The sequence below is a fragment of the Pseudomonas sp. NFIX49 genome (assembly GCF_900115915.1).
GTDB classification, from domain to species: Bacteria; Pseudomonadota; Gammaproteobacteria; order Pseudomonadales; family Pseudomonadaceae; genus Aquipseudomonas; species Aquipseudomonas pharyngis.
In genome coordinates, this window is sequence record NZ_FOYE01000011.1 from 186266 (window position 1) to 209692 (window position 23427).

Consider the following 23427-nt stretch of genomic DNA (forward strand, 5'->3'; position numbering starts at 1 on the left):
ATTTTTTTGTCTGCGCTTTGTCAGTCGGGGCTCTGCGGATTCAACCAGCCACGCACCCGGCGGAACAATTGCTCCTGTTCAGCCTTGTTGTCCGGCAGGGCCTTGAGTGCGACCTGACTGAACGCGGACGTCTTCAACCGTTTGCTGGCCTGCATGCGCTCCAGTGCCGCGTTGCGGTCCAGCGCTTTATCCATGTAGAAAATGTCCGCGGTCGGCAGCTTCAGGGTCGGCGTCAGTTCCACCAGTTCCGGTTTGGCCTTGGCCGGGGTCTGCGCGGCCACCAGCATCAGCTTCTCGACCTGCGAGCTTTGTCTCTCGCTCATGTAGCGCGCGGCCCAGTAAGCACCGGTGCCATGGCCGAGGACGACGATGCTGCGCGCGCTCTGTTGTTCGGCGTAGGCCAGCGCGGCGTCGATGCGGGCGAAAATTCGCTCGGCGTCGGCCTTGGACTGTTCCTCGGTGGATTCAGCAACGACCTTGTCGGCCACATCGGCTTCGCCACCGGCGGCTTGTTCGATCGGCTCGGCGGTGGTCGAATCCTTGCTGCCCGGGTCTGCGGTTTTCGCTGCGGCGGGTGCTTCGACCACGCGCGGCGCGATGGCATCGCTTTGCAGATCGGGCAGGGTGATACTCAGGCTGCTCCACTCGACGTCCGGCAACTTGCGGCGCAACGGGCCGATCGCCTGGGGCCAGTCGGCGGTTTCGCCGGCGCCGGGAATGAGGATCACTGCGCCTTTGGGTTCGGCGGTGTTGGCCGGTTTCCACAGGGCGAGGAAGGTGTCGCTGCCGGCTTGCAGTTGCTGTTGTTCCTGGGCCGGAACCTTGCGTTCGAGTGCCGCGGCTTCTTCCTGACTACGCTCAAGCAGTGGCTGGCGTTCGACCGGTTTTTCTTCGGCGGCTTTTTCTGCGGCGGGGGCGGGTGCCGGATCCGCGGCTTCGACGGAAAACGCACAAGGCAGGATCAGCGACAGGCACAATGCTGGCATTGCCAGGCGATAGACAGGGGGCATCGGTTATTCCAGGCCAGAAGTTATCCCGGCAGCCTAATGGGTTGGTCAGAATTTGTCAGTGTATGAGACTTCAATGATGCGTTTTTGCTGCCTGTGGGTTATCGGCTGTCTGGCGTTTCCCTTGATGGGCTGGGCGGCGCCTGCGCCACCGAGCCACCTCGCGCGGTTATCGGCGAGCGAACAACAGTGGCTCGCACAGCACAACGAATTGCGTGTCGGTCTGGTGCTGCAGGCGCCGTACGCGCAATACGACCGGCGCTTGCAGCGGCTGTCGGGGGCCAATGTCGAAGTGATGAAGGCATTGGCCCGTGCGCTGAATGTCGAGCTGAGCTGGCGCAACTTTCAGGATCTGGCACAACTCGAGGCCGCTGCCCGGGACGGCGAAATCGACATCGCCCCAGGCCTGACCCAGACCCCGGGCGGCCTGCGTCTTTGGCAGTTTTCCGACCCGTACATGCGCGTGCCGCAACTGGTGGTCAGCGACCAGAAAAGCAGCGCGACCGTGGAGCTGGAAAAACTCGACAGCCAGACCCGCGTCGCCGTGCGCATGCCCGGCGTCACCGCCGATTATCTGCGCGGCAACTATCCGCACCTGAATCTGCAAGGCGTACCGATGGAGCGTCAGGCGCTGCAACTGTTGCTGAGTCAGCAGGCGTCCTACGCGGTGGTCGATGAGGCGCAGCTCGGGCGGCTGTCGGCGGAACCGGAGTTTGCCGGGCTGGTGGTGGTCGGTGACATCGGTCTGCCGCAACTGCTGCGCATCGGCACCCGTCGCGACTGGCCGGAACTGGCCGGGATCGTCGAGAGTGCCTTGCGCGCAATTCCGGCCAAGGATCTGGAGCGCCTGCATGCCCAATGGCTGCAACCCAAATATCCGCGACTCTCCGAATCGCCGGGCTTCTGGCAGAACCTGAGCCTGTTGTTCGCGGTGCTGCTGCTCAGCTGCGTGGCCATCGTCTTCTGGCAGCGCCGCCAGCAGCGCAGTCTTGAACAGCGCCTGCTCGACGCCCGTGAAGACATCGCCCTGCGCGCCGCCAGCGAAGAAGCTCTGCGTCTGACCCAGTTTTCAATTGATCAGAGCACCGTCGGCATTCTCTGGGTCAACTGGGACAGTCATGTGCGCTACGCCAATCGCGCGGCAGAAAACATGCTCGGTTATCCACAGGGCGCCATCATTGACCGGCCGTTGATCGACTTCGAACCGGGCCTGCACATGGATCGCTGGCTCAACCTGTGGAAACGCGCCCGGGCCAGCGAAGAAGGGCCGCTGAGTTTTGAAACCAACTGTGTGCGCGCCGATGGCAGTGTGCTGCCGGCGGACGTGTCGCTGAGTTTCCTGCGTTTTCGTGATGGCGAGTACCTGGTGGTCTATCTCACCGATGTCACCGAACGCCGTCGTGCCCTGGCTGCGTTGCAAGAAAGTGAGGCGCGGTTGCAAGGTATCGCGGCCAATGTGCCGGGGCTGGTGTTCCGTCTCGAGCGTGCACCGGTAACCGGGCAGATCGACTTTGCCTACATCAGCGAGGGCAGCGAAAGTCTGGTCGGCTACGCGCCGGCCGCCATCGCCCATCGCGACATGGGACTTCGCAGTCTGGTGCATCCGGATGACCGGGCCGCTTATCACCAGACTCAGGACCAGGCGCTGGACACCGACAGCGACTGGTCGTGGCAGGGCCGGATCCTCACGCGCCAGGGCGAGCAGCGCTGGGCCGAAATCAAGGCCATCACCCGTCAGCTGGAAGGCGGGTCATATGTCTGGGACGGCATTGTCTGGGATATCACTGAAAGCAAACGCATCGAACTGGAGCTGGCAGCCTCCCGCGAACAACTGCGCGAACTGTCGGCGCACCTGGAAAGCGTGCGGGAAGAGGAAAAGGCGCGCATCGCCCGGGAGGTTCACGATGAACTGGGGCAGATGCTGACGGTGCTGAAACTGGAAACGTCGATGTGCGAACTGGCCTACGCGCAACTTGATCCGGGTCTGAACGAGCGCTTGAACAGCATGAAGCGCCTGATTGCCCAGTTGTTCCAGTTGGTGCGCGATGTGGCGACGGCATTGCGCCCGCCGATCCTCGATGCCGGGATTGCCTCGGCCATCGAGTGGCAGGCGCGGCGGTTCGAGGCGCGCACGCAGATTCCGTGTCTGGTACAGGTGCCGGATAACCTTGCGCCGCTCAGCGACGCCAAGGCCATCGGCCTGTTCCGTATTCTTCAGGAGGCGTTGACCAACGTCATGCGCCATGCTCAGGCGCATACTGTGGAACTGACGCTGACGCAGGAAGGCAACGAATTGTGTCTGACGGTCAGCGATGATGGCGTAGGATTTGTCGCCGCTGCCGGCAGGCCGACGTCCTTTGGGCTGGTGGGCATGCGCGAGCGGGTGTTGATCATGGGCGGGCAGCTGTCACTCGACAGCGAGCCGGGCGAGGGCACCACGCTGAGCGTGCGGGTGCCACTGGATGAGGAGAAGTAAGTGATCCGTGTACTGGTAGCCGAAGACCACACCATCGTTCGCGAAGGCATCAAGCAATTGATCGGCCTGGCCAAGGATCTGCAAGTAGTGGGGGAGGCGAGCAACGGCGAGCAATTGCTGGAAACCCTGCGCAATGTGCCCTGCGAAGTGGTATTGCTGGACATCTCGATGCCCGGCGTCAACGGGCTTGAAGCGATTCCGCGGATCCGCGCGCTGAACCATCCGCCGGCGATTCTGGTGCTGTCGATGCACGACGAAGCGCAGATGGCCGCCCGGGCGCTGAAGGTCGGCGCCGCCGGTTATGCGACCAAGGACAGCGATCCGGCGCTGCTGCTGACGGCGATTCGCAAGGTCGCGGCGGGCGGGCGCTACATCGACCCGGAGCTGGCCGACCGCATGGTCTTCGAAGTCGGCCTGACCGATGCGCGGCCGCTGCACTCGTTGCTGTCGGAGCGCGAATTTTCGGTGTTCGAACGTCTTGCCCAAGGCGCCAACGTCAACGACATCGCCCAGCAACTGGCCCTGAGCAGCAAGACCATCAGCACCCACAAGGCGCGGCTGATGCAGAAACTCAACATCACTTCGCTCGCCGAGCTGGTGAAGTACGCGATGGAACACAAGCTGCTCTGAGCGGCATATCCAATAGCGACAGGCGCTTTTGCCGGTTCTGACGGCTTGAGCCCCGACCCATGCGTCGGGTTTGCCAAAACGCGCCATCCTTGTAGGGCAATCCCTACCCCCGGCCTTCCATCCGGCTGAGGCGATTCTCTCCTGCGCCCCGATTTGCGTGACTGCAAGCAGCCACTAGGCTTAATCCCACAGCAGTCATCAATAACAAAGGTGTGGGTATGAGCCAGGTCGAATCAAACGCAGGGGCCAGCGATGTGCTGGTCAGCTTTCGTGGAGTGCAGAAGAGCTACGACGGCGAGAACCTGATCGTCAAAGACCTCAACCTGGACATCCGCAAGGGCGAATTCCTCACCTTGCTCGGGCCGTCCGGCTCGGGCAAGACCACCAGCCTGATGATGCTCGCCGGTTTCGAAACCCCGACCGCCGGTGAGATCCTCCTCGCCGGGCGGGCGATCAACAACGTGCCGCCGCACAAACGCGACATCGGTATGGTGTTCCAGAACTACGCGCTGTTCCCGCACATGACCGTCGCTGAAAACCTGGCGTTTCCGCTGACCGTGCGCGGCCTGAACAAGAGCGACGTCAGCGACAAGGTCAAGAAAGTCCTGAGCATGGTGCAGCTTGATGCGTTCGCATCGCGTTACCCGGCGCAACTGTCCGGCGGCCAGCAACAGCGTGTGGCGCTGGCCCGTGCGCTGGTGTTCGAGCCGCAACTGGTGTTGATGGACGAACCCCTCGGCGCCCTCGACAAACAGCTGCGTGAACACATGCAGATGGAAATCAAACACCTGCACCAGCGCCTCGGCGTGACCGTGGTCTACGTGACCCACGACCAGGGCGAAGCCCTGACCATGTCCGACCGCGTGGCCGTGTTTCATCAGGGCGAGATCCAGCAGATCGCCCCGCCGCGCACCCTCTACGAGGAACCGAAAAACACCTTCGTCGCCAACTTCATCGGCGAGAACAACCGCCTCAACGGTCGCCTGCTCAGCCAGAACGGCGAGCGCTGCGTGGTCGAGCTGGGGCGCGGGGAAAAGGTCGAGGCGCTGGCGGTCAACATCGGCCAGACCGGCGAGCCGGTCACCCTGTCGATCCGTCCGGAGCGCGTCAGCCTCAACGGTTCGAGTGACCAGTGCGTCAACCGCTTCTCCGGGCGGGTGGCCGAATTCATCTATCTGGGCGACCACGTCCGGGTGCGCCTGGAAGTCTGCGGCAAGACCGACTTCTTCGTGAAACAACCGATTGCCGAGCTCGATCCAGCGCTCGCGGTCGGTGACGTGGTTCCGCTTGGCTGGCAGGTCGAGCACGTTCGTGCGCTCGACCCTCTTCTAGAGGCGCATTAAGCGCCCCGGCAATACCAACACCAACCCTGCACGTGGAGAGAACAATAAATGTTGAGATCCCTGAAGTTCACAGCCCTGACCCTGGGCCTGATGGGTGCGGCAAGCGCAATGGCCGCCGGCCCGGATCTGACCGTGGTGTCGTTTGGCGGGGCGAACAAGGCGGCGCAAGTCAAAGCCTTCTACGCACCGTGGGAAGCGGCGGGCAACGGCAAGATCGTCGCTGGTGAGTACAACGGTGAAATGGCCAAGGTCAAAGCCATGGTCGACACCAAGAGCGTGTCCTGGGATCTGGTAGAGGTTGAATCGCCGGAACTGTCCCGTGGCTGCGACGAAGACATGTTCGAGCAACTGGATCCTGCGCTGTTCGGCAAGTCCGAAGACTACGTCAAAGGCGCGATCCAGCCGTGCGGCGTGGGCTTCTTCGTGTGGTCGACCGTATTGGCCTACAACGCCGACAAGCTGAAAACCGCACCGACCAGTTGGGCGGATTTCTGGGACACCAAAAAATTCCCGGGCAAACGTGGCCTGCGCAAAGGCGCCAAGTACACCCTCGAATTCGCACTGATGGCCGACGGCGTAGCGCCGAAAGACGTGTACAAGGAACTGGCCAGCAAGGGCGGTCAGGATCGCGCATTCAAGAAACTGGATGAGCTGAAACCGAACATCCAGTGGTGGGAAGCCGGCGCCCAGCCGCCGCAATACCTCGCTTCCGGTGACGTGGTCATGAGCTCGGCCTACAACGGTCGTATCGCTGCCGTGCAGAAAGAATCCAATCTGAAAGTGGTGTGGAACGGCGGTATCTACGACTTCGATGCGTGGGCCATCCCGAAAGGCCTGGACGCCAAGCGCGCCGAAGCGGCGAAGAAATTCATCGCGTTCTCGGTGCAGCCGCAACAGCAGAAGACCTACTCGGAAAACATCGCCTACGGCCCGGCCAACTCCCAGGCTGTGCCGTTGCTGGACAAGGCAATCCTGAAAGACATGCCGACCACCCCGGAAAACATCGCCAATCAGGTGCAGATCGACGTCAGCTTCTGGGCTGACAACGGCGAGCAACTGGAGCAGCGCTTCAATTCCTGGGCTGCGAAGTAACTACGTCACACGGGCCGACGGCTACCGGATGATCATTCCCACGTCGAGGCGTCGAACCGTCCGCGTGGGAATGTCGCCCGGGACGCTCCGCGTCCCTGTGACGCAGAGCGTCACTGAATGCGTTCCCACGCAGAGCGTGGGAACGATCAGTACCCAAAGTTCGAGGCGGTATTCGCCGCTTTTGTAACGATCAAAGATTTGCGGAGTACGTCATGGCCATCGCCGTTCCCCTGAACGAGGGCAACAGCCCCACCTTGAAGCAGCGGCTCAAGCACGCCGAGCGGGTCAACCGCTGGAAGGCCCAGGCGCTGATCGCGCCGCTGGTGCTGTTTCTGTTGCTGGTGTTCCTGGTGCCGATCGTGGCGCTGCTCTATAAAAGTGTCGGCAACCCGGAAGTGGTTGGCGGCATGCCGCGCACCGTAACCGCGATTGCTGCGTGGGACGGCCGAGGCCTGCCCGCAGAACCGGTCTACAAAGCCGCCAGCGAAGACCTCGCCGAAGCGCGCAAAAACCAGACTCTGGGCGATCTGTCCAAGCGCCTGAACATGGAGTTGGCCGGCTATCGCAGCCTGCTGACCAAAACCGCCCGCTCGCTGCCATTCGCCAGCGAACCGGCCTCTTATAAAGAAGCGCTGGAGGGCCTCGACGAGCGTTGGGGCGATCCGGCCTACTGGCAAGCGGTTAAGCGCAACACCAGCAGCATCACCCCGTTCTATCTGTTGGCAGCGGTGGATCACCGCATCGACGACCTCGGCGAAATTGCCCCGGCCACCCCGGATCAGGCGATCTACCTCGACATCTTCGCCCGGACCTTCTGGATGGGCCTGATCATCACCGTGATCTGCCTGGTGCTGGCCTATCCGCTGGCCTACCTGCTGGCCAACCTGCCGTCGCGTCAAAGCAACCTGCTGATGATTCTGGTGCTGCTGCCGTTCTGGACTTCGATCCTGGTGCGAGTCGCCGCGTGGATCGTGTTGCTGCAATCCGGCGGATTGATCAACAGCGCGTTGATGGCGATGGGGATAATCGATAAACCGCTGGAGCTGGTGTTCAACCGCACCGGGGTCTACATCTCGATGGTGCACATCCTGCTGCCGTTCATGATCCTGCCGATCTACAGCGTGATGAAAGGCATCTCGCCGACCTACATGCGTGCCGCGATTTCCCTCGGCTGCCATCCGTTCGCCAGTTTCTGGCGGGTGTACTTCCCGCAGACCTACGCCGGCGTCGGCGCCGGTTGCCTGTTGGTGTTCATCCTCGCCATCGGCTACTACATCACCCCGGCGCTGCTGGGCAGCCCGAACGATCAGATGGTCAGCTACTTCGTCGCGTTCTACACCAACACCAGCATCAACTGGGGCATGGCCACTGCGCTCGGCGGGCTGTTACTGCTGGCGACCGTGGTGCTTTATCTGATCTACAGCTGGCTGGTGGGCGCTAGTCGCCTGCGCCTGAGCTAAGGGGAATTTGAAATGCTGAGTCCTTATATGTCGCCTGTCGAGCGGGTGTGGTTCTACAGCTTGCGGATCCTCTGCGGCTTGATCCTGTTGTTCCTGATCCTGCCGGTGCTGGTGATCGTGCCGCTGTCGTTCAACTCGGGCAGTTTTCTGGTGTACCCGCTGCAAGGCTTTTCGCTGCAGTGGTACCACGACTTCTTCGCCTCGGCGGAGTGGATGCGCTCGCTGAAGAACAGCATCATCGTCGCCCCGGCCGCGACCGTGCTGGCGATGGTGTTCGGCACGCTGGCGGCCATCGGCCTGACCCGTGGCGACTTTCCCGGCAAGCCGCTGGTGATGGCGCTGGTGATTTCGCCGATGGTGGTGCCGGTGGTGATCATCGGTGTGGCCAGTTACCTGTTCTTCGCGCCGCTGGGCCTGGGCAACAGTTTCTTCTCGCTGATCGTGGTGCACGCGGTGCTCGGTGTGCCGTTCGTGATCATCACGGTGTCGGCGACGTTGCAGGGTTTCAACCATAACCTGGTGCGGGCGGCGGCCAGCCTTGGTGCTTCGCCATTGACCACGTTCCGTCGGGTGACCTTGCCGCTGATTGCGCCGGGGGTGATTTCCGGGGCGCTGTTTGCCTTTGCAACCTCGTTCGATGAAGTGGTGGTGACGTTGTTCCTTGCAGGTCCCGAGCAGGCGACGTTGCCTCGGCAGATGTTCAGCGGGATTCGCGAGAACCTGAGTCCGACGATTGCTGCGGCTGCGACGTTGTTGATTGCCTTCTCGGTGATTCTGTTGCTGACGCTGGAATGGCTGCGTGGGCGGAGTGAGAAGCTGCGTACTGCTCAGGTCTGAGCCCAGCTCGATATTGTTCCCTCGCTCCGCGTTCCAGCTCCCGAATGGAACGCGGAGCGTCCCTGGCTGCATTCCCACGCGGAGCGTGGGAACGATCAGTGTGCGGGTTGCCATTCATGCGCTGAATGACAGACAACCCGATTTCCCCAGCTACGCTTGTGCTCAGCTCCCACATCTATAAGAGGCTGCGCACGATGAGTCTTTCCTCGTTCAAGATTGCTCACAAACTGATCACCGGCGCCGGGGCCATCGAGCAGCTGGCGGCCGAACTCTCGCGGCTGGATATCGACAACCCGCTGATCGTCACCGACGCCGCATTGGTCAAGTCCGGCACGGTGGAGCTGGCGCTGGCGCAGATCGGTGAGCGCGAGTACGAAATCTTCGACCGGGTGCTGCCGGATCCGGAGATCGCCATCGTCGAGGATTGCATGCGTGTCTACCGAGAGGGCGGGCATGACGGGTTGATCGGCCTCGGTGGCGGCAGTGCCATCGACATCGCCAAGAGCGTTGCGGCGTACGCCGGTTATCACGGTGCACTGGAGGATCTGTTCGGCGTCGATCAGGTGCCGCGCAAAGGCCCACCGTTGATTGCGATCCCGACCACTGCCGGCACCGGTTCTGAAGTGACCAACGTCGCCATCCTTTCGGACAAGGTCGCGCAACTGAAGAAAGGCATCGTCAGCGACTACCTGTTGCCGGACGTGGCGTTGGTCAGTCCGCAAATGACGCTGACCTGTCCGCGCAGTGTCACCGCCGCCAGTGGCGTCGATGCGCTTGTGCATGCCATCGAGTCCTATCTGTCACTGAATGCCTCGCCGATCACCGATTCGCTGGCCATCGGCGCGATCAAGTTGATCGCCCGATCCTTGCCCAAGGCCTACGCCAATCCGTCCAACCTGCAAGCCCGGGAGGATATGGCCACCGCCAGCCTGATGGCCGGCATGGCGTTCGGTAATGCCGGGGTCGGCGCGGTGCATGCGCTGGCGTATCCGCTGGGCGGGCGATTCAACATTGCTCACGGCGTCAGCAATGCGTTGCTGCTGCCGTATGTCATGACCTGGAACAAGATGGCCTGCGTCGAGCGGATGCAGGATATTGCCGAAGCCATGGGGGTGAAGACCGCTCATCTGAGTCTCAATGAAGCGGCCGACAGCGCCGTCGCGGCGATGACCGAACTGTGCGCGGCGGTAGAAATCCCGCAGGGTCTGCGCAGTTTCGGCGTGCCTGAAGAAGCGATCCCGGCCATGGCCGTAGAGGCCGCCGGCATCGAGCGCCTGATGCGCAACAACCCGCGCAAGCTCAGCGCCGCCGACATCGAGAAGATCTACCGGGCGGCCTACTGAGAACCCGCCGGTCATCGGTCATGGCACAACCCAATCATCGCGGTCACGGTGCGCGCGCGGAAACTTGAGGTATACAATGCGCGCCATCGTGATTTAGCTCAGAAAAGGTGCGTCATGCAGCCCTTCGTTATTGCTCCGTCGATTCTCTCTGCCGACTTCGCCCGCCTGGGCGAGGAAGTGGATAACGTGCTGGCCGCCGGTGCCGACTTCGTCCACTTCGATGTCATGGACAACCACTACGTGCCGAACCTGACCATCGGCCCGATGGTCTGCGCCGCGTTGCGCAAGTACGGCGTGACCGCGCCGATCGACGCGCACCTGATGGTCAGCCCGGTGGATCGCATCGTCGGCGACTTCATCGAAGCCGGCGCCACTTACATCACCTTCCACCCGGAAGCCACGCTGCACGTCGATCGTTCGCTGCAACTGATCCGTGAAGGCGGCTGCAAATCCGGTCTGGTGTTCAACCCGGCAACCCCGCTGGACGTGCTCAAGTACGTGATCGACAAGGTCGACATGGTCTTGCTGATGAGCGTCAACCCGGGCTTCGGCGGGCAGAAATTCATCCCCGGCACCCTCGACAAGCTGCGCGAAGCGCGGGCGATCATCGATGCCTCGGGCCGTGACATCCGCCTGGAAATCGACGGCGGCGTCAACGTCAACAACATCCGCGAAATCGCTGCTGCCGGCGCCGACACCTTTGTCGCCGGCTCGGCGATCTTCAATGCGCCGAACTATCAGGAAGTCATCGACAAGATGCGTTCCGAACTGGCGCTGGCTCGCCCATGAGCGGTTTTGAGCAGCTGTTCCCGGGGCAACTGCCGCGGTTGGTGATGTTCGATCTGGATGGCACGCTGATCGATTCGGTACCCGACCTGGCGGCGGCTGTGGATAACATGCTGCTCTCCCTCGGGCGCAAGCCTGCCGGTATCGAGTCGGTGCGCGAGTGGGTCGGCAACGGTGCGCCGGTGCTGGTGCGCCGCGCCTTGGCCGGCGGCATCGATCATTCCTCCGTGGATGACGTCGAAGCCGAGCACGCGCTGGAAGTTTTCATGGAGGCCTACGGCGCCAGCCATGAGCTGACCGTGGTCTATCCCGGCGTGCGCGACACCCTCAAATGGCTGCACAAGCAGGGCGTGGCCATGGCGCTGATCACCAACAAGCCGGAGCGCTTCGTCGCGCCGCTGCTGGATCAGATGAAGATCGGCCGCTACTTCAAGTGGATCATCGGCGGCGATACCCTGCCGCAGAAGAAGCCCGATCCGGCGGCGCTGTTCTTCGTCATGAAGATGTCCGGGATTCCGGCCTCGCAATCGCTGTTCGTCGGTGATTCGCGCAGCGACGTGCTGGCGGCGAAAGCGGCGGGGGTCAAATGCGTCGGGCTCAGTTATGGCTACAACCATGGCCGGCCGATTGCCGAGGAATCCCCGGCGCTGGTGATCGACGATCTGCGCAAGCTAATTCCCGGTTGCCTGGATACGGCCGCTGAGATAACGTTGCCCGACGCTTCTCAATCCCCTTCTGGAAACGCCATCGTGGTGGTCACCCGCAAACTCTGGATGAAAGTCATCAAGGCCCTGGCCCGCTGGCGTTGGCGCGCCTGACTTGTTCCTGGCCGGCCTGCCGGCGCGTTTGCACACCTGACTGATTTGCCCCTCACACCACGAGGCACCCTATGATCCGCGAAGAATTCCTGCGTCTGGCCGCTGACGGCTATAACCGCATTCCGCTGGCCTGCGAAACCCTGGCCGACTTCGACACCCCGCTGTCGATCTACCTGAAACTGGCCGACCAGCCCAACTCCTACCTGCTCGAATCGGTGCAGGGCGGTGAGAAATGGGGCCGTTACTCGATCATCGGCCTGCCGTGCCGCACCGTGCTGCGGGTTCACGATCATCACGTGAGTATCACCGTCGATGGCGTCGAGACCGAAAGCCACGACGTCGACGATCCGCTGGCCTTCGTCGAAACCTTCAAGGCCCGCTACAACGTGCCGACCATTGCCGGTCTGCCGCGCTTCAACGGCGGTCTGGTGGGTTACTTCGGTTACGACTGCGTGCGTTATGTAGAGAAGCGCCTCGGCAAATGCCCGAACCCGGATCCGCTGGGCGTGCCGGACATTCTGCTGATGGTTTCCGACGCGGTGGTGGTGTTCGACAACCTCGCCGGCAAGATGCACGCGATCGTGCTGGCCGACCCGGCGCAGGCCGATGCCTACGAGCAGGGCCAGGCGCAATTGCAGGAGTTGCTGGAAAAACTGCGTCAGCCGATCACCCCGCGCCGTGGCCTGGATTTCAGCAAGCAGCAGGCGGCCGAGCCGGTGTTCCGCTCCAGTTTCACCCAGGACGACTACGAAAAAGCCGTCGACACCATCAAGGAATACATCCTCGCCGGTGACTGCATGCAGGTCGTGCCGTCCCAGCGCATGTCGATCGACTTCAAGGCGGCGCCGATCGATCTGTACCGCGCACTGCGTTGCTTCAACCCGACGCCGTACATGTACTTCTTCAACTTCGGCGATTTCCACGTCGTCGGCAGTTCGCCCGAAGTGCTGGTACGGGTCGAAGACAACCTGATCACCGTGCGCCCGATTGCCGGCACCCGTCCTCGCGGGGCGACCGAAGAGGCGGACGTGGCGCTGGAAGAAGACCTGCTGTCCGACGACAAGGAGATCGCCGAGCACCTGATGCTGATCGACCTCGGTCGTAACGACACCGGGCGCGTATCGGAAATCGGCTCGGTGAAGCTCACCGAGAAAATGGTCATCGAGCGTTATTCCAACGTGATGCACATCGTGTCCAACGTCACCGGTCAGTTGAAGGCCGGGTTGACGGCGATGGACGCACTGCGGGCGATCCTGCCGGCGGGCACCTTGTCCGGCGCGCCGAAGATCCGTGCGATGGAAATCATCGACGAGCTGGAGCCGGTCAAGCGTGGCGTGTATGGCGGCGCGGTCGGGTACTTCGCCTGGAATGGCAACATGGACACCGCGATTGCGATCCGTACCGCCGTGATCAAGAACGGCGAGCTGCACGTGCAGGCTGGTGGCGGCATCGTCGCCGACTCGGTGCCGGCGCTGGAATGGGAAGAAACCATCAACAAGCGCCGGGCGATGTTCCGAGCTGTTGCACTGGCCGAGCAAACCCCGGACTGAGTGATTGCTGATTCGGCCATAAAAAAACGCGGCGCCTGTGAGGGCGCCGCGTTTTTTATGGCCTGCGAATCAGAAGTCGAGTGCTACGCCGACGTTGATCCCTTGCTGGGTGAAGTCGTCATCCTTGCGGATGTCGTAGCTCGCGCGCAATGCCAGATCCTTGGTGAGGTTGTGGCTCACGCCCAGGTTCAGGCGGTTCAGGTTGGTTTGAGGGGCGTAGCCGGCCAGGGTGTAGCGGTTGTTCGGCAGGCTGTTGAGGTTCATCGTCACATGCTGGGTGTCGTCGTTGTACTCGCGTTCGTGGGCCAGTTCGCCGAACATCTGGGTCTGCGAGGTGATCTGGTACTTGCCCTGAATCCCGAGGCCCAGGCGCCGGGAAATGCGTGACTGGTCATCGAACGTCAGTGCCGTGGAGTCGGCGCCGTTTTCCGAATAGCCATCGACTTCAACCTTGGCGAAGTCGGCGCTGACGAACGGCGACAGATGCCATGGGCTGCTCGCTTCTGGCGCAATGTCGTAGCCCACGCGTCCGCTGAAGGCCAGGACATAGCCGTCGGTATCGCCTTTCTCGCCGCGTTCGTTGACCCCCAGTTGGAATTTGCGTTTGAGGCTGTCGTAATCCAGATGCCCGGCGGTCACGGCGGCGTCACCCCACCAGCGGTTCTGCTGGTACTGGGCGAATGCGGTGCCCAGATAAGTGTTCAGCTTGTAGTCGGAGTCGTTGTCGCCGGCCTCGAGCTTCTGATTGTAGAAACCGGCCGCCACGCCCACACGCCAGGCGTCGTTGAGACGGTAGCTGCCGCCGATGTTCAGGTTGTAACCGTTGCCGTCGGCGCTGGCGCCGCTGCGTTGGCTGTCGAAGTCCTGATGCTGGCCGCCACCGGCGACAATCGCCCGCCATTGGCCAACGGCCTGCCAGTTTTCCCAATCTGCCAGCCACTGGTTGCGCAGTTCATCCTGATGCGAGCGCAGGGTGCCTTGGGCCATTTGCGGCAACAGGGTCGCTTCCCATGGTGCGGCCAGCAGCGAGTAGGCGTAATCGGCAATCAGGCGCTGCCCGGCTTCGGTCGGGTGGACGGCGTCGTTGTAGATCAGCTTGGACGGATCCGGGGTGGCGCTGTTGATCCCGTACCGCGCGTTCTCCGTGCAGCTGTTGCCGCTGAAGCAGGTGCCGACCAGATTCTGGTCAGTGGCCAGGCCGAACTGCGCCGGATTGGCAAATGCCTCTTTGAGCAGAACCGGGACGTTCAGCGGGATGACGTTGGCATTGACGCTCTGCAACTGGCTGACCAGTTCGGTGTTGAACTGGGCGCTGAGTTGCGAGGTGAAGGCCTGCAGCGGTGAACCGTTGATGGCCGGAGTCAGGCCGATGTCCGGCAACAGCCAGACCATGATGTAACGGGCGCCGGCGCCTTGCAGTGTGCGTACGCTGTCGACCAGTCGATCGGCAGCGGCATTCGCCTGAGGAAGACTGGTGACGCGGCCCTGGAGGAAATCGTTGCCACCCCCGGTCAGGTAATACAGGGCATTCGGGTCGGCGCGGAAACCGTTCGACGGCAGATAACCGGCGCGGGTGCGTTCGCCGGTGGCGGACTGGCTGGTGATCGAGTCGAGAATCTGGTCGGTACGGTAGCCGCCGACAGCCCAGTTGTTACCGTCCGGCTGGCCTTGGCCGGCACGAACTGCTGAGGACGAGGAGGCGGTCTGGTCCGGGGTGAAGCCGAGACGGCCTCCGAGCAATTGGGTGGAATTGAGTGAGTAGAACTCACCGCTGCCGTCCTGATAGTTCGGGCCCGTGCGGTTGGTGTAGCGTTCGGTGGCGCCGGCCGGGCCGCCGCTGTCGGTGAAAGTCCCCGCATCGCTCAGGCTGTCGCCGAAGACCACGAAATTCGAATAAGGATTGGGTGCGGCGTTCGCCTGGGCGCAGGCCATCGCGAGCAGGCATCCGGCGAGCGGTACAAACAACGTCTGTTTGATCATGAGCAAGTCCGTTTATTTATTGTTGTAGTGAACGAAACGACAGTACCAAAAACTTCCGGCGATTTGCCATCGGTCGTCAACCCTCCCATTGTTTTATCCCCCACGGCCCCGGCCATATTGCACGCTCCGCCCAGCTAAGTTACTGTGCCGAAACGTATGAACGAGACCTTCCCCGTGTTGATCACCAGCAAACTTCTGGATCAAGTCATCAAGGCACACGCCCGCTGGCGTTGGCGCGCCTGAATCTATTCTGCCGGCCCCGCCGGATCTGTATCGCTTTGCCTTCCTTGCCCGTTTGAAATGCCGCTGTGCCGACGCGACCTGCGCGCCTGACCGTGTGCAGCGCCTGGCAAGTCATCCGAAGGCTGTCTTCAAGTCAGAATTCAAGAGGTTCGAAACGCCATGTTGCTGATGATCGACAACTACGACTCCTTTACTTACAACGTTGTGCAATATCTCGGCGAGCTGGGTGCCGAGGTCAAGGTGGTGCGCAACGACGAACTGACCATCGCCGAAATCGAAGCGCTCAACCCTGAGCGGATCGTCGTATCCCCGGGCCCGTGCACGCCGACCGAAGCCGGCATTTCCATCGAAGCCATCAAGCACTTCGCCGGCAAACTGCCGATCCTCGGCGTCTGCCTCGGTCACCAGTCCATCGGTCAGGCTTTTGGCGGCGATGTCGTCCGCGCCCGGCAGGTGATGCACGGTAAGACTAGTCCGGTATTCCACGAGGACAAGGGTGTGTTTGCCGGGCTGAATCGCCCGCTGACCGTCACCCGCTATCATTCCCTGATTGTTAAACACGAAACGTTGCCCGATTGCCTGGAGCTGACGGCGTGGACCCAGCACGATGACGGTTCGGTCGACGAAATCATGGGCCTGCGTCACAAGACCCTGAATATCGAGGGCGTACAGTTCCACCCGGAATCGATCCTCACCGAACAGGGCCATGAACTGTTCGCCAACTTCCTCAAACAAACCGGCGGCACGCGCTAAGGACTTCCCATGAATATCAAGACAGCCCTGAGCCGTATCGTCGATCACCTTGACCTCAGCACCGATGAAATGCGCGACGTGATGCGCGAAATCATGACCGGCCAATGCACGGACGCGCAGATCGGCGCGTTCATGATGGCCATGCGCATGAAGAGCGAGAGCATCGACGAGATCGTCGGCGCCGTGTCGGTGATGCGCGAACTGGCGGACAAGGTCGAACTCAAGACCCTCGACGGCGTGGTCGATGTGGTCGGCACCGGCGGTGACGGGGCGAATATTTTCAACGTGTCGACCGCGTCTTCCTTTGTGGTCGCTGCTGCTGGCTGCACCGTGGCCAAACACGGTAACCGTGCCGTATCGGGCAAGAGCGGCAGTGCCGACCTGCTGGAAGCCGCCGGCATCTACCTCAACCTCACCCCGGTTCAGGTGGCGCGCTGCATCGATAACGTCGGCATCGGTTTCATGTTTGCCCAGACTCACCACAAAGCCATGAAGTACGCCGCCGGCCCGCGTCGCGATCTCGGTCTGCGCACCCTGTTCAACATGCTCGGCCCGCTTACGAATCCGGCCGGTGTGAAACATCAGGTGGTGGGCGTGTTCACCCCGGCGCTGTGCCGGCCGTTGGCTGAAGTCTTGCAGCGTCTGGGCAGCAAGCACGTGCTGGTGGTGCATTCGAAGGACGGTCTGGACGAGTTCAGCCTGGCGGCGCCGACGTTTGTCGCCGAGCTGAAAGACGATCAGATCTCCGAGTATTGGGTCGAGCCGGAAGATCTGGGCATGAAGAGCCAGAGCCTGCATGGCCTGTCGGTCGAAGGCCCGGAAGCGTCGCTGGCGCTGATCCGCGATGCACTAGGCAAGCGCAAGACCGAGAACGGCCAGAAAGCTGCCGAAATGATCGTGCTCAATGCCGGTGCGGCCCTGTACGCCGCCGACCTGGCGACAAGTCTGAAGGAGGGCGTGGCACTGGCCCACGACGCTCTGCACACCGGTCTTGCTCGGGAAAAACTCGAGGAGTTGGGTGCCTTTACCGCGGTATTCAAAGTGGAGAATGAGGGATGAGTGTACCGACGGTTCTGGAAAACATTCTGGCCCGCAAGGTTCAGGAAGTCGCCGAGCGTAGCGCCCGTGTGAGCCTGAGCGAGCTGGAAAGTCTGGCCAAGGCGGCCGATGCACCCCGTGGTTTTGCCCAGGCATTGCTGGCGCAGGCCAAGAAGAAACAACCGGCGGTGATCGCCGAAATCAAGAAGGCGTCGCCGAGCAAGGGCGTGATCCGTGAGAACTTCGTTCCCGCCGATATCGCCAAAAGCTACGAGAAGGGCGGGGCGACCTGCCTGTCGGTGCTGACCGACATCGACTACTTCCAGGGCGCCGATGCCTACCTGCAACAGGCCCGTGCAGCCTGCTCGCTGCCGGTGATCCGCAAGGACTTCATGATCGATCCGTACCAGATCGTCGAAGCCCGTGCCTTGGGCGCCGATTGCGTGTTGTTGATCGTCTCCGCACTGGATGACGTGAAAATGGCCGAACTGGCGTCGGTCGCCAAAGACGTCGGCCTCGATGTGTTGGTGGAAGTGCACGACGGCGATGAGCTGGAACGCGCGTTGAAAACCCTCGACACGCCGCTGGTCGGGGTCAACAACCGCAATCTGCACACCTTTGACGTGAGCCTGGAAACCACCCTCGACCTGCTGCCGCGCATTCCGCGTGATCGTCTGGTCATCACCGAGAGCGGCATCCTCAACCGTGCCGATGTCGAGTTGATGGAAATCAGCGATGTTTACGCGTTCCTGGTCGGCGAAGCGTTCATGCGCGCCGAAAGTCCGGGCATCGAACTGCAGCGTCTGTTCTTCCCTGAACGCGGCGTTCCGGTGAGCGGTTCGACCCTCGACTGATCGAGTCTTTGCAGGCGCCCGTCCCCCTGTGGGAGCGGGCTTGCCCGCGAAGGCGGCATAAGATTCACCTCAGACTCAACGTCCTATGGAAACCTTATGATCCCCACATCCCTGACCATCGAAGCCGGCCTGCAAGCCGAACAGGATCTGCTGGCCTCGGTCTGCGCGGGCGATGCCGAATTCGGCTTGTTGTTCTGGCAGCCCAGCGACCGCGCTTTGGTCATGCCGCGCCGTTTGAATCGCCTCTCCGGATTCGATCACGCCTGCGAAGTCTCCGCCGCGGCCGGTTGGCCGGTGTTGCTGCGTGAAACCGGCGGCGAACCGGTTCCGCAATCGGCGTCGACCATCAATATTGCGCTGGTCTACGCACCGCCTCGCAGTGAAGGCGATCTGAACCGCATCGAAACCGGTTACCGGAGGTTGTGTGATCCGATCTGTGAGTTGCTGGATGAGTTGGGCGGCACTTCGTCGTTGGGTGAAATCGACGGTGCGTTCTGCGACGGTCGCTTCAACGTCAATCTCGGCGGTCGCAAGATGGTCGGCACCGCTCAGCGCTGGCGCCAGAGTCAGGGTGGTCAGCGTCCGGTGGGATTGGTGCACGGGGCGATGCTGGTGGATGACGAACGTGAGTCGATGGTCGCGGCGGTCAACCGATTCAACGAGGCGTGTGGCCTGGAGCAGCGGGTCCGTGCCGCCAGCCACATCGCTCTGCACGAAAAATTCCCGGCGCCCCATGCACTGGCGCGTCTCGATGAACTCTTCCGTTTGATGCTGGCGCAGGTCTACGCCGGCTGAGCTTTGGAACTCAGCGAGTGCCGAAGACCACCATGGTCTTGCCTTTCACATCGACCAGGTTGCGCTCCTCAAGATCCTTGAGCACGCGACCGACCATCTCTCGAGAACAACCGACAATCCGGCCGATTTCCTGACGGGTCACCTTGATCTGCATGCCGTCCGGGTGAGTCATGGCGTCCGGTTGTTTGCACAGCTCCAGCAGGCAGCGAGCGACACGACCGGTGACGTCGAAGAACGCCAGGTCGCCGACCTTGCGTGTGGTGTTGCGCAGGCGTTGTGCGATTTGTCCGCTGAGGACGTAAAGAATGTCCGGATCCTGTTGCGACAACTCGCGGAACTTGGCGTAGCTGATTTCCGCGACTTCGCATTCAACCTTGGCCCGCACCCAGGCGCTGCGCTGCTGTTCCTGGCCGGCTTCTTCGAACAGGCCCAGCTCGCCGAAGAAATCCCCTGCATTCAGGTACGCGATGATCATCTCGCGGCCGTCGTCATCCTCGATCAGGATCGTGACCGAACCGCGGATGATGAAGTACAGCGTGTCGGAGCGATCCCCGGCGCAGATGATGTTGCTCTTGGCCGCGTGACGGCGGCGCTGGCAATGCATCAGCAGCTTGTCGAGGTTCTTGATTTTGGGTGTGGGGGTAATACCAACCATGGTTGTATCCCGAAAAGACTGCACGGTTATATTTGGTTTTTATATGAGGCGCTGAGGCGGTCGCTACACAGTCTGGCGAAGGCGCCAGTGAATTGGCGCCAGCTTACCAGACACTTCGTCGAAATTTCGAGAAATCACCTACGTTAAAGGTGCATTCGTCCTAGGAACGTGCTCGCTGTCCGGGCGGGGCCCTGTGCTAAGCTGGCGACCCTTTTTTCTACAGTGGAGTCTTGGCGATGAAGGCACGCATCCAATGGGCTGGCGAAGCCATGTTCCTCGGCGAATCCGGCAGCGGTCATGTCGTGGTCATGGATGGTCCGCCGGACGCCGGTGGTCGTAATCTGGGTGTCCGCCCCATGGAAATGCTCCTGCTGGGTGTCGGCGGTTGCAGCAATTTCGACGTGGTCAGCATTTTGAAGAAGTCCCGTCAGGCCGTTGAAAGCTGCGAAGCCTTTCTGGATGCCGAACGCGCGACCGAAGATCCGAAAGTGTTCACCAAGATCCACATGCACTTCGTGGTCAAGGGCCGGGGCCTGAAAGAAGCCCAGGTCAAACGCGCCATCGAACTGTCTGCGGAGAAGTATTGCTCGGCCTCGATCATGCTCGGCGCGGCTGGCGTAGCGATCACCCACGACTACGAAATCGTTGAACTCGGCTGAGCCGACATTCAACTATCATAAAAGCAGTGCAGACTCTGGCGATCCCCCGCTGACGTCTGCATAATGCGCCACTTTTTTCAGGGCCGTGATCAGTCAACCGACGGGTCATCCGCCTGAACAGATAACCAAAATCGCCATCGCGAAGAGGTGTTAACCGTCCTACGCAGGTGCGTTGTTCGCACTTGACGGGCATGCTTGATCACGCGGCCGTGCCGCATACATAGAGAGTTTTTAACGGTGAAAAGCAAACTCAAGCTCCACGGGTTCAATAACCTGACAAAGACCTTGAGCTTCAACATCTATGACATCTGCTACGCGGAAACCCCGCAAGACCAGCAGGCTTACGTCGAGTACATCAATCAAGAGTACAACGCCGAACGCCTGACGCAGATCCTCACGGAAGTTGTCGAAATCATTGGTGCCAACATTCTGAACATTGCGAGTCAGAACTATGAGCCTCAGGGTGCCAGCGTCACGATTCTGATCTCGGAAGAGCCGGTGACCCCGACCGAAAGCCAGATCGAAGAATCCCCGGGCCCGTTGCCCGAAATCATCCTGGCCCACCTCGACAAGAGCCACATCACGGTGCACACCTACCCGGAAATCCATCCGGACGCCGGTATCGCGACCTTCCGTGTGGACATCGACGTGTCGACCTGTGGTGTCATTTCACCGCTCAAAGCGCTCAACTTCCTCATTCACCAGTTCGATTCGGACATCGTGACCGTGGATTACCGTGTGCGCGGCTTCACCCGTGACGTTGAAGGTAACAAGCACTTCATCGACCACGAGATCAACTCGATCCAGAACTACCTCTCCGAAGACACCCGCGACGCGTATCAGATGACCGACGTGAACGTGTATCAGGAAAACCTGTTCCACACCAAGATGCTGCTGAAGAACTTCGAACTGGACAACTACCTGTTCGGCGACGCCACCAGCAATCTGTCTTCCGAGCAACGTGCTCAGGTGACCGAGCGTGTGAAGCACGAAATGCTGGAAATCTTCTACGCGCGCAATATGCCGAGCTAAGAAATCCAGGCACAAAAAAAGGCGACTGCTTTGCGGCAGTCGCCTTTTTTATGGGCGTTTTTCAGATCCGGTAAGTGCTCTTGGTCATCACTTTGGCCAGCAGGCTCATGCCGAACTTCACCGGCGCCGGAAAGCGGAAACCGCCAGCCTCCAATGCACTTTCCGCATGATGCTCTTCATCAATACGCATCTGCTCCAGAATCGCCCGGGATTTTTCGTCCTCGGCCGGGAGTTGCTCCAGATGCTCGTTCAGATGCTTGCAGACCTGATGCTCGGTCGCCGCGACAAACCCGAGGCTGACCTTGTCGCTGATCAGCCCGGCCACTGCACCGATGCCGAACGACATGCCATAGAACAGCGGATTGAGCACGCTGGTGTGGCTGCCCAGCTGGTGAATGCGCTGTTCGCACCAGACTAGATGATCGATCTCTTCTTCGGCCGCATGCTCCATGGCCTCGCGCACCTGTGGCAGCTTGGCGGTCAGCGCCTGGCCCTGATACAGCGCCTGGGCGCAGACTTCACCGGTGTGGTTGATGCGCATCAGGCCGGCGACATGGCGGGTGTCTTCATCGCTCATTTGCACATCGGGCTGCACGATCGCCGGCGACGGACGGTACGGCTGGCCGCTGAAGGGCAGCAGGGTACGCATCGCGGCATCGGCTTGCAGCAGAAGACGATCAATGGGCGAGTAGTGACGTTGGGTAGTCATGCTGACCTCCGGGAAGAATCTCGGCGGCCAGTTTAACCGAATCGGCCGGGGAAGGTTTGCGCTGGGTCATGTGGGAGCGGGGCGCTCCCACCGATCGTTGGGTTCAATCAGCCCGGCGGCCAGTTCATCTGGCGTTGACCGAGCACGTGCATGTGAATGTGGTAGACAGTCTGCCCGCCCATTTCATTGCAGTTCATCACCACCCGGAAGCCTTCCTCGCAACCCAGTTCCAGCGCCAGACGCTGGGCGGTGAACAGGATATGCCCGGCCAGTGCCTTGTCGTCTTCGGTCAGGTCATTGAGGGTGCGTACCGGTTTCTTCGGGATCACCAGAAAATGCACCGGTGCCTGTGGGGCGATATCGTGGAACGCCAGAACCTGGTCGTCCTCGTAAATGATCTTCGCCGGGATTTCCCGGTTGATGATCTTGGTGAACAGAGTATCCACAGCTGTTTTCTCCGTTGTTTGGGCTGGCCTGAGTGTACTCATAGGGGGATTAGCCCGCCCAGTGTTTTGCCGTAGGGCTTTTCAGCGCGGGCAGTAAGCCTTGTTGACCATGCCGACAATCGTGCGATTGAGCCAGCGCGAACCGAGCCGTGGCAGAAAGGCGAACCAGCGGTTTCGGCGTCCGGGAATGATGATCGCGCGGTTTTTCTCCAGGGCGCGCACGGTATACAGCGCGACCTCCTCGGGGCTCATCAGCAGTTTGCTGGCGTTGAGTTTGTCGTTGTTCAGTTGCGCGGTGCGAAAGAACGCGGTGCGGGTCGGACCGGGACAGAGCACCGACACCTTGACCGCACACTTCTTCAATTCCACCCGCAGTGCTTCCGAGAAGTGCAGAACATACGCCTTGCTGGCGTAATAGGTGCTCATCCACGGCCCGGGGTTGAAGGCCGCCACCGACGCGACATTGAGAATCTGCCCGCCACCCTGCAACGCCATGCTGTTGCCGATGGCATGGCAGAGGCGGGTGAGCGCGAGGATGTTCACTTCGATCAGGTCCTGCTCGGTCATCCAGTCCTGGGCCAGGAACGGGCCGCAAGTACCGATGCCGGCACAGTTGACCAGCAGATCGATCTGCCGGTCGCCTTCTTCAAGCTCCAGCAGAAAGCCGGACAGGCGCAGCGGCTCGCCGAGATCACAGGCGCGGAACAGCACCTCCACGCCGAAGCGTTGGGTCAGTTCAATCGCAATGCTTTCCAGCTGATCACGCTGGCGGGCCACCAGAATCAGGCTGCGGCCACGGCGCGCCAGGGCTTCGGCCATGGCCAGGCCGATGCCGCTGGAGGCGCCGGTGATCAGAGCGTAACGGGTCATGCAAATCTCCATCGCAACAGCGCCGCGCCGTCGACGCAGGTGTCACGGCGG

22 protein-coding genes are annotated in these 23427 nt (G+C 61.4%); 16 read left to right on the top strand and 6 right to left on the bottom strand.

Annotated features, from left to right (window positions below; genetic code table 11):
• Positions 1 to 20 precede the first annotated feature (20 nt).
• Complete coding sequence (locus BMZ46_RS27875) at positions 21 to 1010, bottom strand: alpha/beta hydrolase family protein (protein ID WP_074692237.1); 990 nt, start codon at positions 1008 to 1010, stop codon at positions 21 to 23.
• A 73-nt stretch (positions 1011 to 1083) separates the two neighbouring features.
• Between BMZ46_RS27875 and BMZ46_RS27880 the strand changes: the two genes are divergently transcribed.
• The 10 genes from BMZ46_RS27880 to trpE all read left to right on the top strand — a co-directional run bounded on the left by BMZ46_RS27880 (position 1084) and on the right by trpE (position 13342).
• The gene (locus BMZ46_RS27880; protein WP_074692239.1) at positions 1084 to 3483 is read left to right on the top strand and encodes a PAS domain-containing sensor histidine kinase; all 2400 of its coding nucleotides are present in this window, start codon (positions 1084 to 1086) and stop codon (positions 3481 to 3483) included.
• Positions 3484 to 4113, top strand: a complete 630-nt coding sequence (locus BMZ46_RS27885; protein ID WP_007959929.1) for a response regulator — start codon at positions 3484 to 3486, stop codon at positions 4111 to 4113.
• 218 nt (positions 4114 to 4331) lie between these two features.
• On the top strand, positions 4332 to 5456 hold the full coding sequence (locus BMZ46_RS27890) for an ABC transporter ATP-binding protein (protein ID WP_007959931.1): 1125 nt from the start codon (positions 4332 to 4334) through the stop codon (positions 5454 to 5456).
• 48 nt (positions 5457 to 5504) lie between these two features.
• The gene (locus tag BMZ46_RS27895; RefSeq protein ID WP_007959933.1) at positions 5505 to 6548 is read left to right on the top strand and encodes an ABC transporter substrate-binding protein; all 1044 of its coding nucleotides are present in this window, start codon (positions 5505 to 5507) and stop codon (positions 6546 to 6548) included.
• A gap of 212 nt (positions 6549 to 6760) precedes the next feature.
• On the top strand, positions 6761 to 8008 hold the full coding sequence (locus BMZ46_RS27900) for an ABC transporter permease (RefSeq protein WP_007959935.1): 1248 nt from the start codon (positions 6761 to 6763) through the stop codon (positions 8006 to 8008).
• 12 nt (positions 8009 to 8020) lie between these two features.
• Positions 8021 to 8845: an ABC transporter permease gene (locus tag BMZ46_RS27905; RefSeq protein ID WP_039768093.1), complete on the top strand. Its 825-nt coding sequence runs from the start codon at positions 8021 to 8023 to the stop codon at positions 8843 to 8845.
• Positions 8846 to 9039: 194 nt separating this feature from the next.
• Entirely contained in the window at positions 9040 to 10188 is a 1149-nt protein-coding gene (locus tag BMZ46_RS27910) for an iron-containing alcohol dehydrogenase (protein ID WP_074692242.1), read from the top strand.
• Between the two features lie 114 nt (positions 10189 to 10302).
• Positions 10303 to 10977: a ribulose-phosphate 3-epimerase gene (gene rpe, locus BMZ46_RS27915; RefSeq protein ID WP_007918813.1), complete on the top strand. Its 675-nt coding sequence runs from the start codon at positions 10303 to 10305 to the stop codon at positions 10975 to 10977.
• Positions 10974 to 11792, top strand: coding sequence for a phosphoglycolate phosphatase (locus tag BMZ46_RS27920; protein WP_007956306.1), 819 nt, complete (start codon positions 10974 to 10976; stop codon positions 11790 to 11792). The genes rpe and BMZ46_RS27920 overlap by 4 nt, the downstream gene beginning before the upstream one ends.
• Positions 11793 to 11863: 71 nt before the next feature.
• Positions 11864 to 13342, top strand: coding sequence for an anthranilate synthase component I (gene trpE / locus BMZ46_RS27925; protein WP_074692245.1), 1479 nt, complete (start codon positions 11864 to 11866; stop codon positions 13340 to 13342).
• 69 nt (positions 13343 to 13411) lie between these two features.
• Here trpE and estP read toward each other — a convergent pair whose 3' ends face one another.
• A complete protein-coding gene (estP, locus tag BMZ46_RS27930; RefSeq protein ID WP_074692248.1) occupies positions 13412 to 15322 on the bottom strand; it encodes an esterase EstP in 1911 nt (636 codons plus the stop codon).
• Positions 15323 to 15724: 402 nt separating this feature from the next.
• On the opposite strand from estP, the gene BMZ46_RS27935 reads away from it, so the two are divergent.
• The 4 genes from BMZ46_RS27935 (at position 15725) to BMZ46_RS27950 (ending at position 19005) form a co-directional block, all read left to right on the top strand.
• Positions 15725 to 16318 carry an aminodeoxychorismate/anthranilate synthase component II gene (locus tag BMZ46_RS27935; protein WP_007956309.1) on the top strand — a complete coding sequence of 198 codons (594 nt, stop codon included), beginning with the start codon at positions 15725 to 15727 and terminating at the stop codon, positions 16316 to 16318.
• Between the two features lie 9 nt (positions 16319 to 16327).
• Positions 16328 to 17377, top strand: a complete 1050-nt coding sequence (gene trpD, locus BMZ46_RS27940; RefSeq protein WP_064599810.1) for an anthranilate phosphoribosyltransferase — start codon at positions 16328 to 16330, stop codon at positions 17375 to 17377.
• Positions 17374 to 18210: an indole-3-glycerol phosphate synthase TrpC gene (gene trpC / locus BMZ46_RS27945; RefSeq protein ID WP_007956311.1), complete on the top strand. Its 837-nt coding sequence runs from the start codon at positions 17374 to 17376 to the stop codon at positions 18208 to 18210. The genes trpD and trpC overlap by 4 nt, the downstream gene beginning before the upstream one ends.
• Before the next feature lie 96 nt (positions 18211 to 18306).
• Positions 18307 to 19005 carry a lipoate--protein ligase family protein gene (locus BMZ46_RS27950; protein ID WP_074692250.1) on the top strand — a complete coding sequence of 233 codons (699 nt, stop codon included), beginning with the start codon at positions 18307 to 18309 and terminating at the stop codon, positions 19003 to 19005.
• A gap of 10 nt (positions 19006 to 19015) precedes the next feature.
• On the opposite strand, the gene crp is transcribed toward BMZ46_RS27950, so the two are convergent.
• Positions 19016 to 19660, bottom strand: coding sequence for a cAMP-activated global transcriptional regulator CRP (gene crp, locus BMZ46_RS27955; protein ID WP_011336190.1), 645 nt, complete (start codon positions 19658 to 19660; stop codon positions 19016 to 19018).
• A gap of 236 nt (positions 19661 to 19896) precedes the next feature.
• Between crp and BMZ46_RS27960 the strand changes: the two genes are divergently transcribed.
• On the top strand, positions 19897 to 20319 hold the full coding sequence (locus BMZ46_RS27960) for an OsmC family protein (RefSeq protein WP_016772921.1): 423 nt from the start codon (positions 19897 to 19899) through the stop codon (positions 20317 to 20319).
• A gap of 237 nt (positions 20320 to 20556) precedes the next feature.
• Entirely contained in the window at positions 20557 to 21351 is a 795-nt protein-coding gene (gene speD / locus BMZ46_RS27965; RefSeq protein ID WP_007956315.1) for an adenosylmethionine decarboxylase, read from the top strand.
• A 61-nt stretch (positions 21352 to 21412) separates the two neighbouring features.
• Here the strand turns inward: speD and coq7 are convergent, their stop codons facing one another.
• The 3 genes from coq7 to BMZ46_RS27980 all read right to left on the bottom strand — a co-directional run bounded on the left by coq7 (position 21413) and on the right by BMZ46_RS27980 (position 23376).
• Positions 21413 to 22060: a 2-polyprenyl-3-methyl-6-methoxy-1,4-benzoquinone monooxygenase gene (coq7, locus tag BMZ46_RS27970; protein ID WP_007956317.1), complete on the bottom strand. Its 648-nt coding sequence runs from the start codon at positions 22058 to 22060 to the stop codon at positions 21413 to 21415.
• Between the two features lie 107 nt (positions 22061 to 22167).
• The gene (locus tag BMZ46_RS27975; RefSeq protein ID WP_007956318.1) at positions 22168 to 22506 is read right to left on the bottom strand and encodes a histidine triad nucleotide-binding protein; all 339 of its coding nucleotides are present in this window, start codon (positions 22504 to 22506) and stop codon (positions 22168 to 22170) included.
• Between the two features lie 81 nt (positions 22507 to 22587).
• Positions 22588 to 23376: an SDR family NAD(P)-dependent oxidoreductase gene (locus BMZ46_RS27980; protein WP_007956321.1), complete on the bottom strand. Its 789-nt coding sequence runs from the start codon at positions 23374 to 23376 to the stop codon at positions 22588 to 22590.
• Positions 23377 to 23427: the final 51 nt, after the last annotated feature.

What these genes read in the sequence shown, in the direction of transcription:
- BMZ46_RS27875 (WP_074692237.1), bottom strand. Translation starts at nt 1,010, where the DNA reads ATGCCCCCTGTCTATCGCCTGGCAATGCCAGCATTGTGCCTGTCGCTG.
- BMZ46_RS27880 (WP_074692239.1), top strand. Translation starts at nt 1,084, where the DNA reads ATGATGCGTTTTTGCTGCCTGTGGGTTATCGGCTGTCTGGCGTTTCCC.
- BMZ46_RS27890 (WP_007959931.1), top strand. Translation starts at nt 4,332, where the DNA reads ATGAGCCAGGTCGAATCAAACGCAGGGGCCAGCGATGTGCTGGTCAGC.
- BMZ46_RS27895 (WP_007959933.1), top strand. Translation starts at nt 5,505, where the DNA reads ATGTTGAGATCCCTGAAGTTCACAGCCCTGACCCTGGGCCTGATGGGT.
- BMZ46_RS27900 (WP_007959935.1), top strand. Translation starts at nt 6,761, where the DNA reads ATGGCCATCGCCGTTCCCCTGAACGAGGGCAACAGCCCCACCTTGAAG.
- BMZ46_RS27905 (WP_039768093.1), top strand. Translation starts at nt 8,021, where the DNA reads ATGCTGAGTCCTTATATGTCGCCTGTCGAGCGGGTGTGGTTCTACAGC.
- BMZ46_RS27910 (WP_074692242.1), top strand. Translation starts at nt 9,040, where the DNA reads ATGAGTCTTTCCTCGTTCAAGATTGCTCACAAACTGATCACCGGCGCC.
- rpe (WP_007918813.1), top strand. Translation starts at nt 10,303, where the DNA reads ATGCAGCCCTTCGTTATTGCTCCGTCGATTCTCTCTGCCGACTTCGCC.
- BMZ46_RS27920 (WP_007956306.1), top strand. Translation starts at nt 10,974, where the DNA reads ATGAGCGGTTTTGAGCAGCTGTTCCCGGGGCAACTGCCGCGGTTGGTG.
- trpE (WP_074692245.1), top strand. Translation starts at nt 11,864, where the DNA reads ATGATCCGCGAAGAATTCCTGCGTCTGGCCGCTGACGGCTATAACCGC.
- estP (WP_074692248.1), bottom strand. Translation starts at nt 15,322, where the DNA reads ATGATCAAACAGACGTTGTTTGTACCGCTCGCCGGATGCCTGCTCGCG.
- BMZ46_RS27935 (WP_007956309.1), top strand. Translation starts at nt 15,725, where the DNA reads ATGTTGCTGATGATCGACAACTACGACTCCTTTACTTACAACGTTGTG.
- trpD (WP_064599810.1), top strand. Translation starts at nt 16,328, where the DNA reads ATGAATATCAAGACAGCCCTGAGCCGTATCGTCGATCACCTTGACCTC.
- trpC (WP_007956311.1), top strand. Translation starts at nt 17,374, where the DNA reads ATGAGTGTACCGACGGTTCTGGAAAACATTCTGGCCCGCAAGGTTCAG.
- BMZ46_RS27950 (WP_074692250.1), top strand. Translation starts at nt 18,307, where the DNA reads ATGATCCCCACATCCCTGACCATCGAAGCCGGCCTGCAAGCCGAACAG.
- crp (WP_011336190.1), bottom strand. Translation starts at nt 19,660, where the DNA reads ATGGTTGGTATTACCCCCACACCCAAAATCAAGAACCTCGACAAGCTG.
- BMZ46_RS27960 (WP_016772921.1), top strand. Translation starts at nt 19,897, where the DNA reads ATGAAGGCACGCATCCAATGGGCTGGCGAAGCCATGTTCCTCGGCGAA.
- coq7 (WP_007956317.1), bottom strand. Translation starts at nt 22,060, where the DNA reads ATGACTACCCAACGTCACTACTCGCCCATTGATCGTCTTCTGCTGCAA.
- BMZ46_RS27980 (WP_007956321.1), bottom strand. Translation starts at nt 23,376, where the DNA reads ATGACCCGTTACGCTCTGATCACCGGCGCCTCCAGCGGCATCGGCCTG.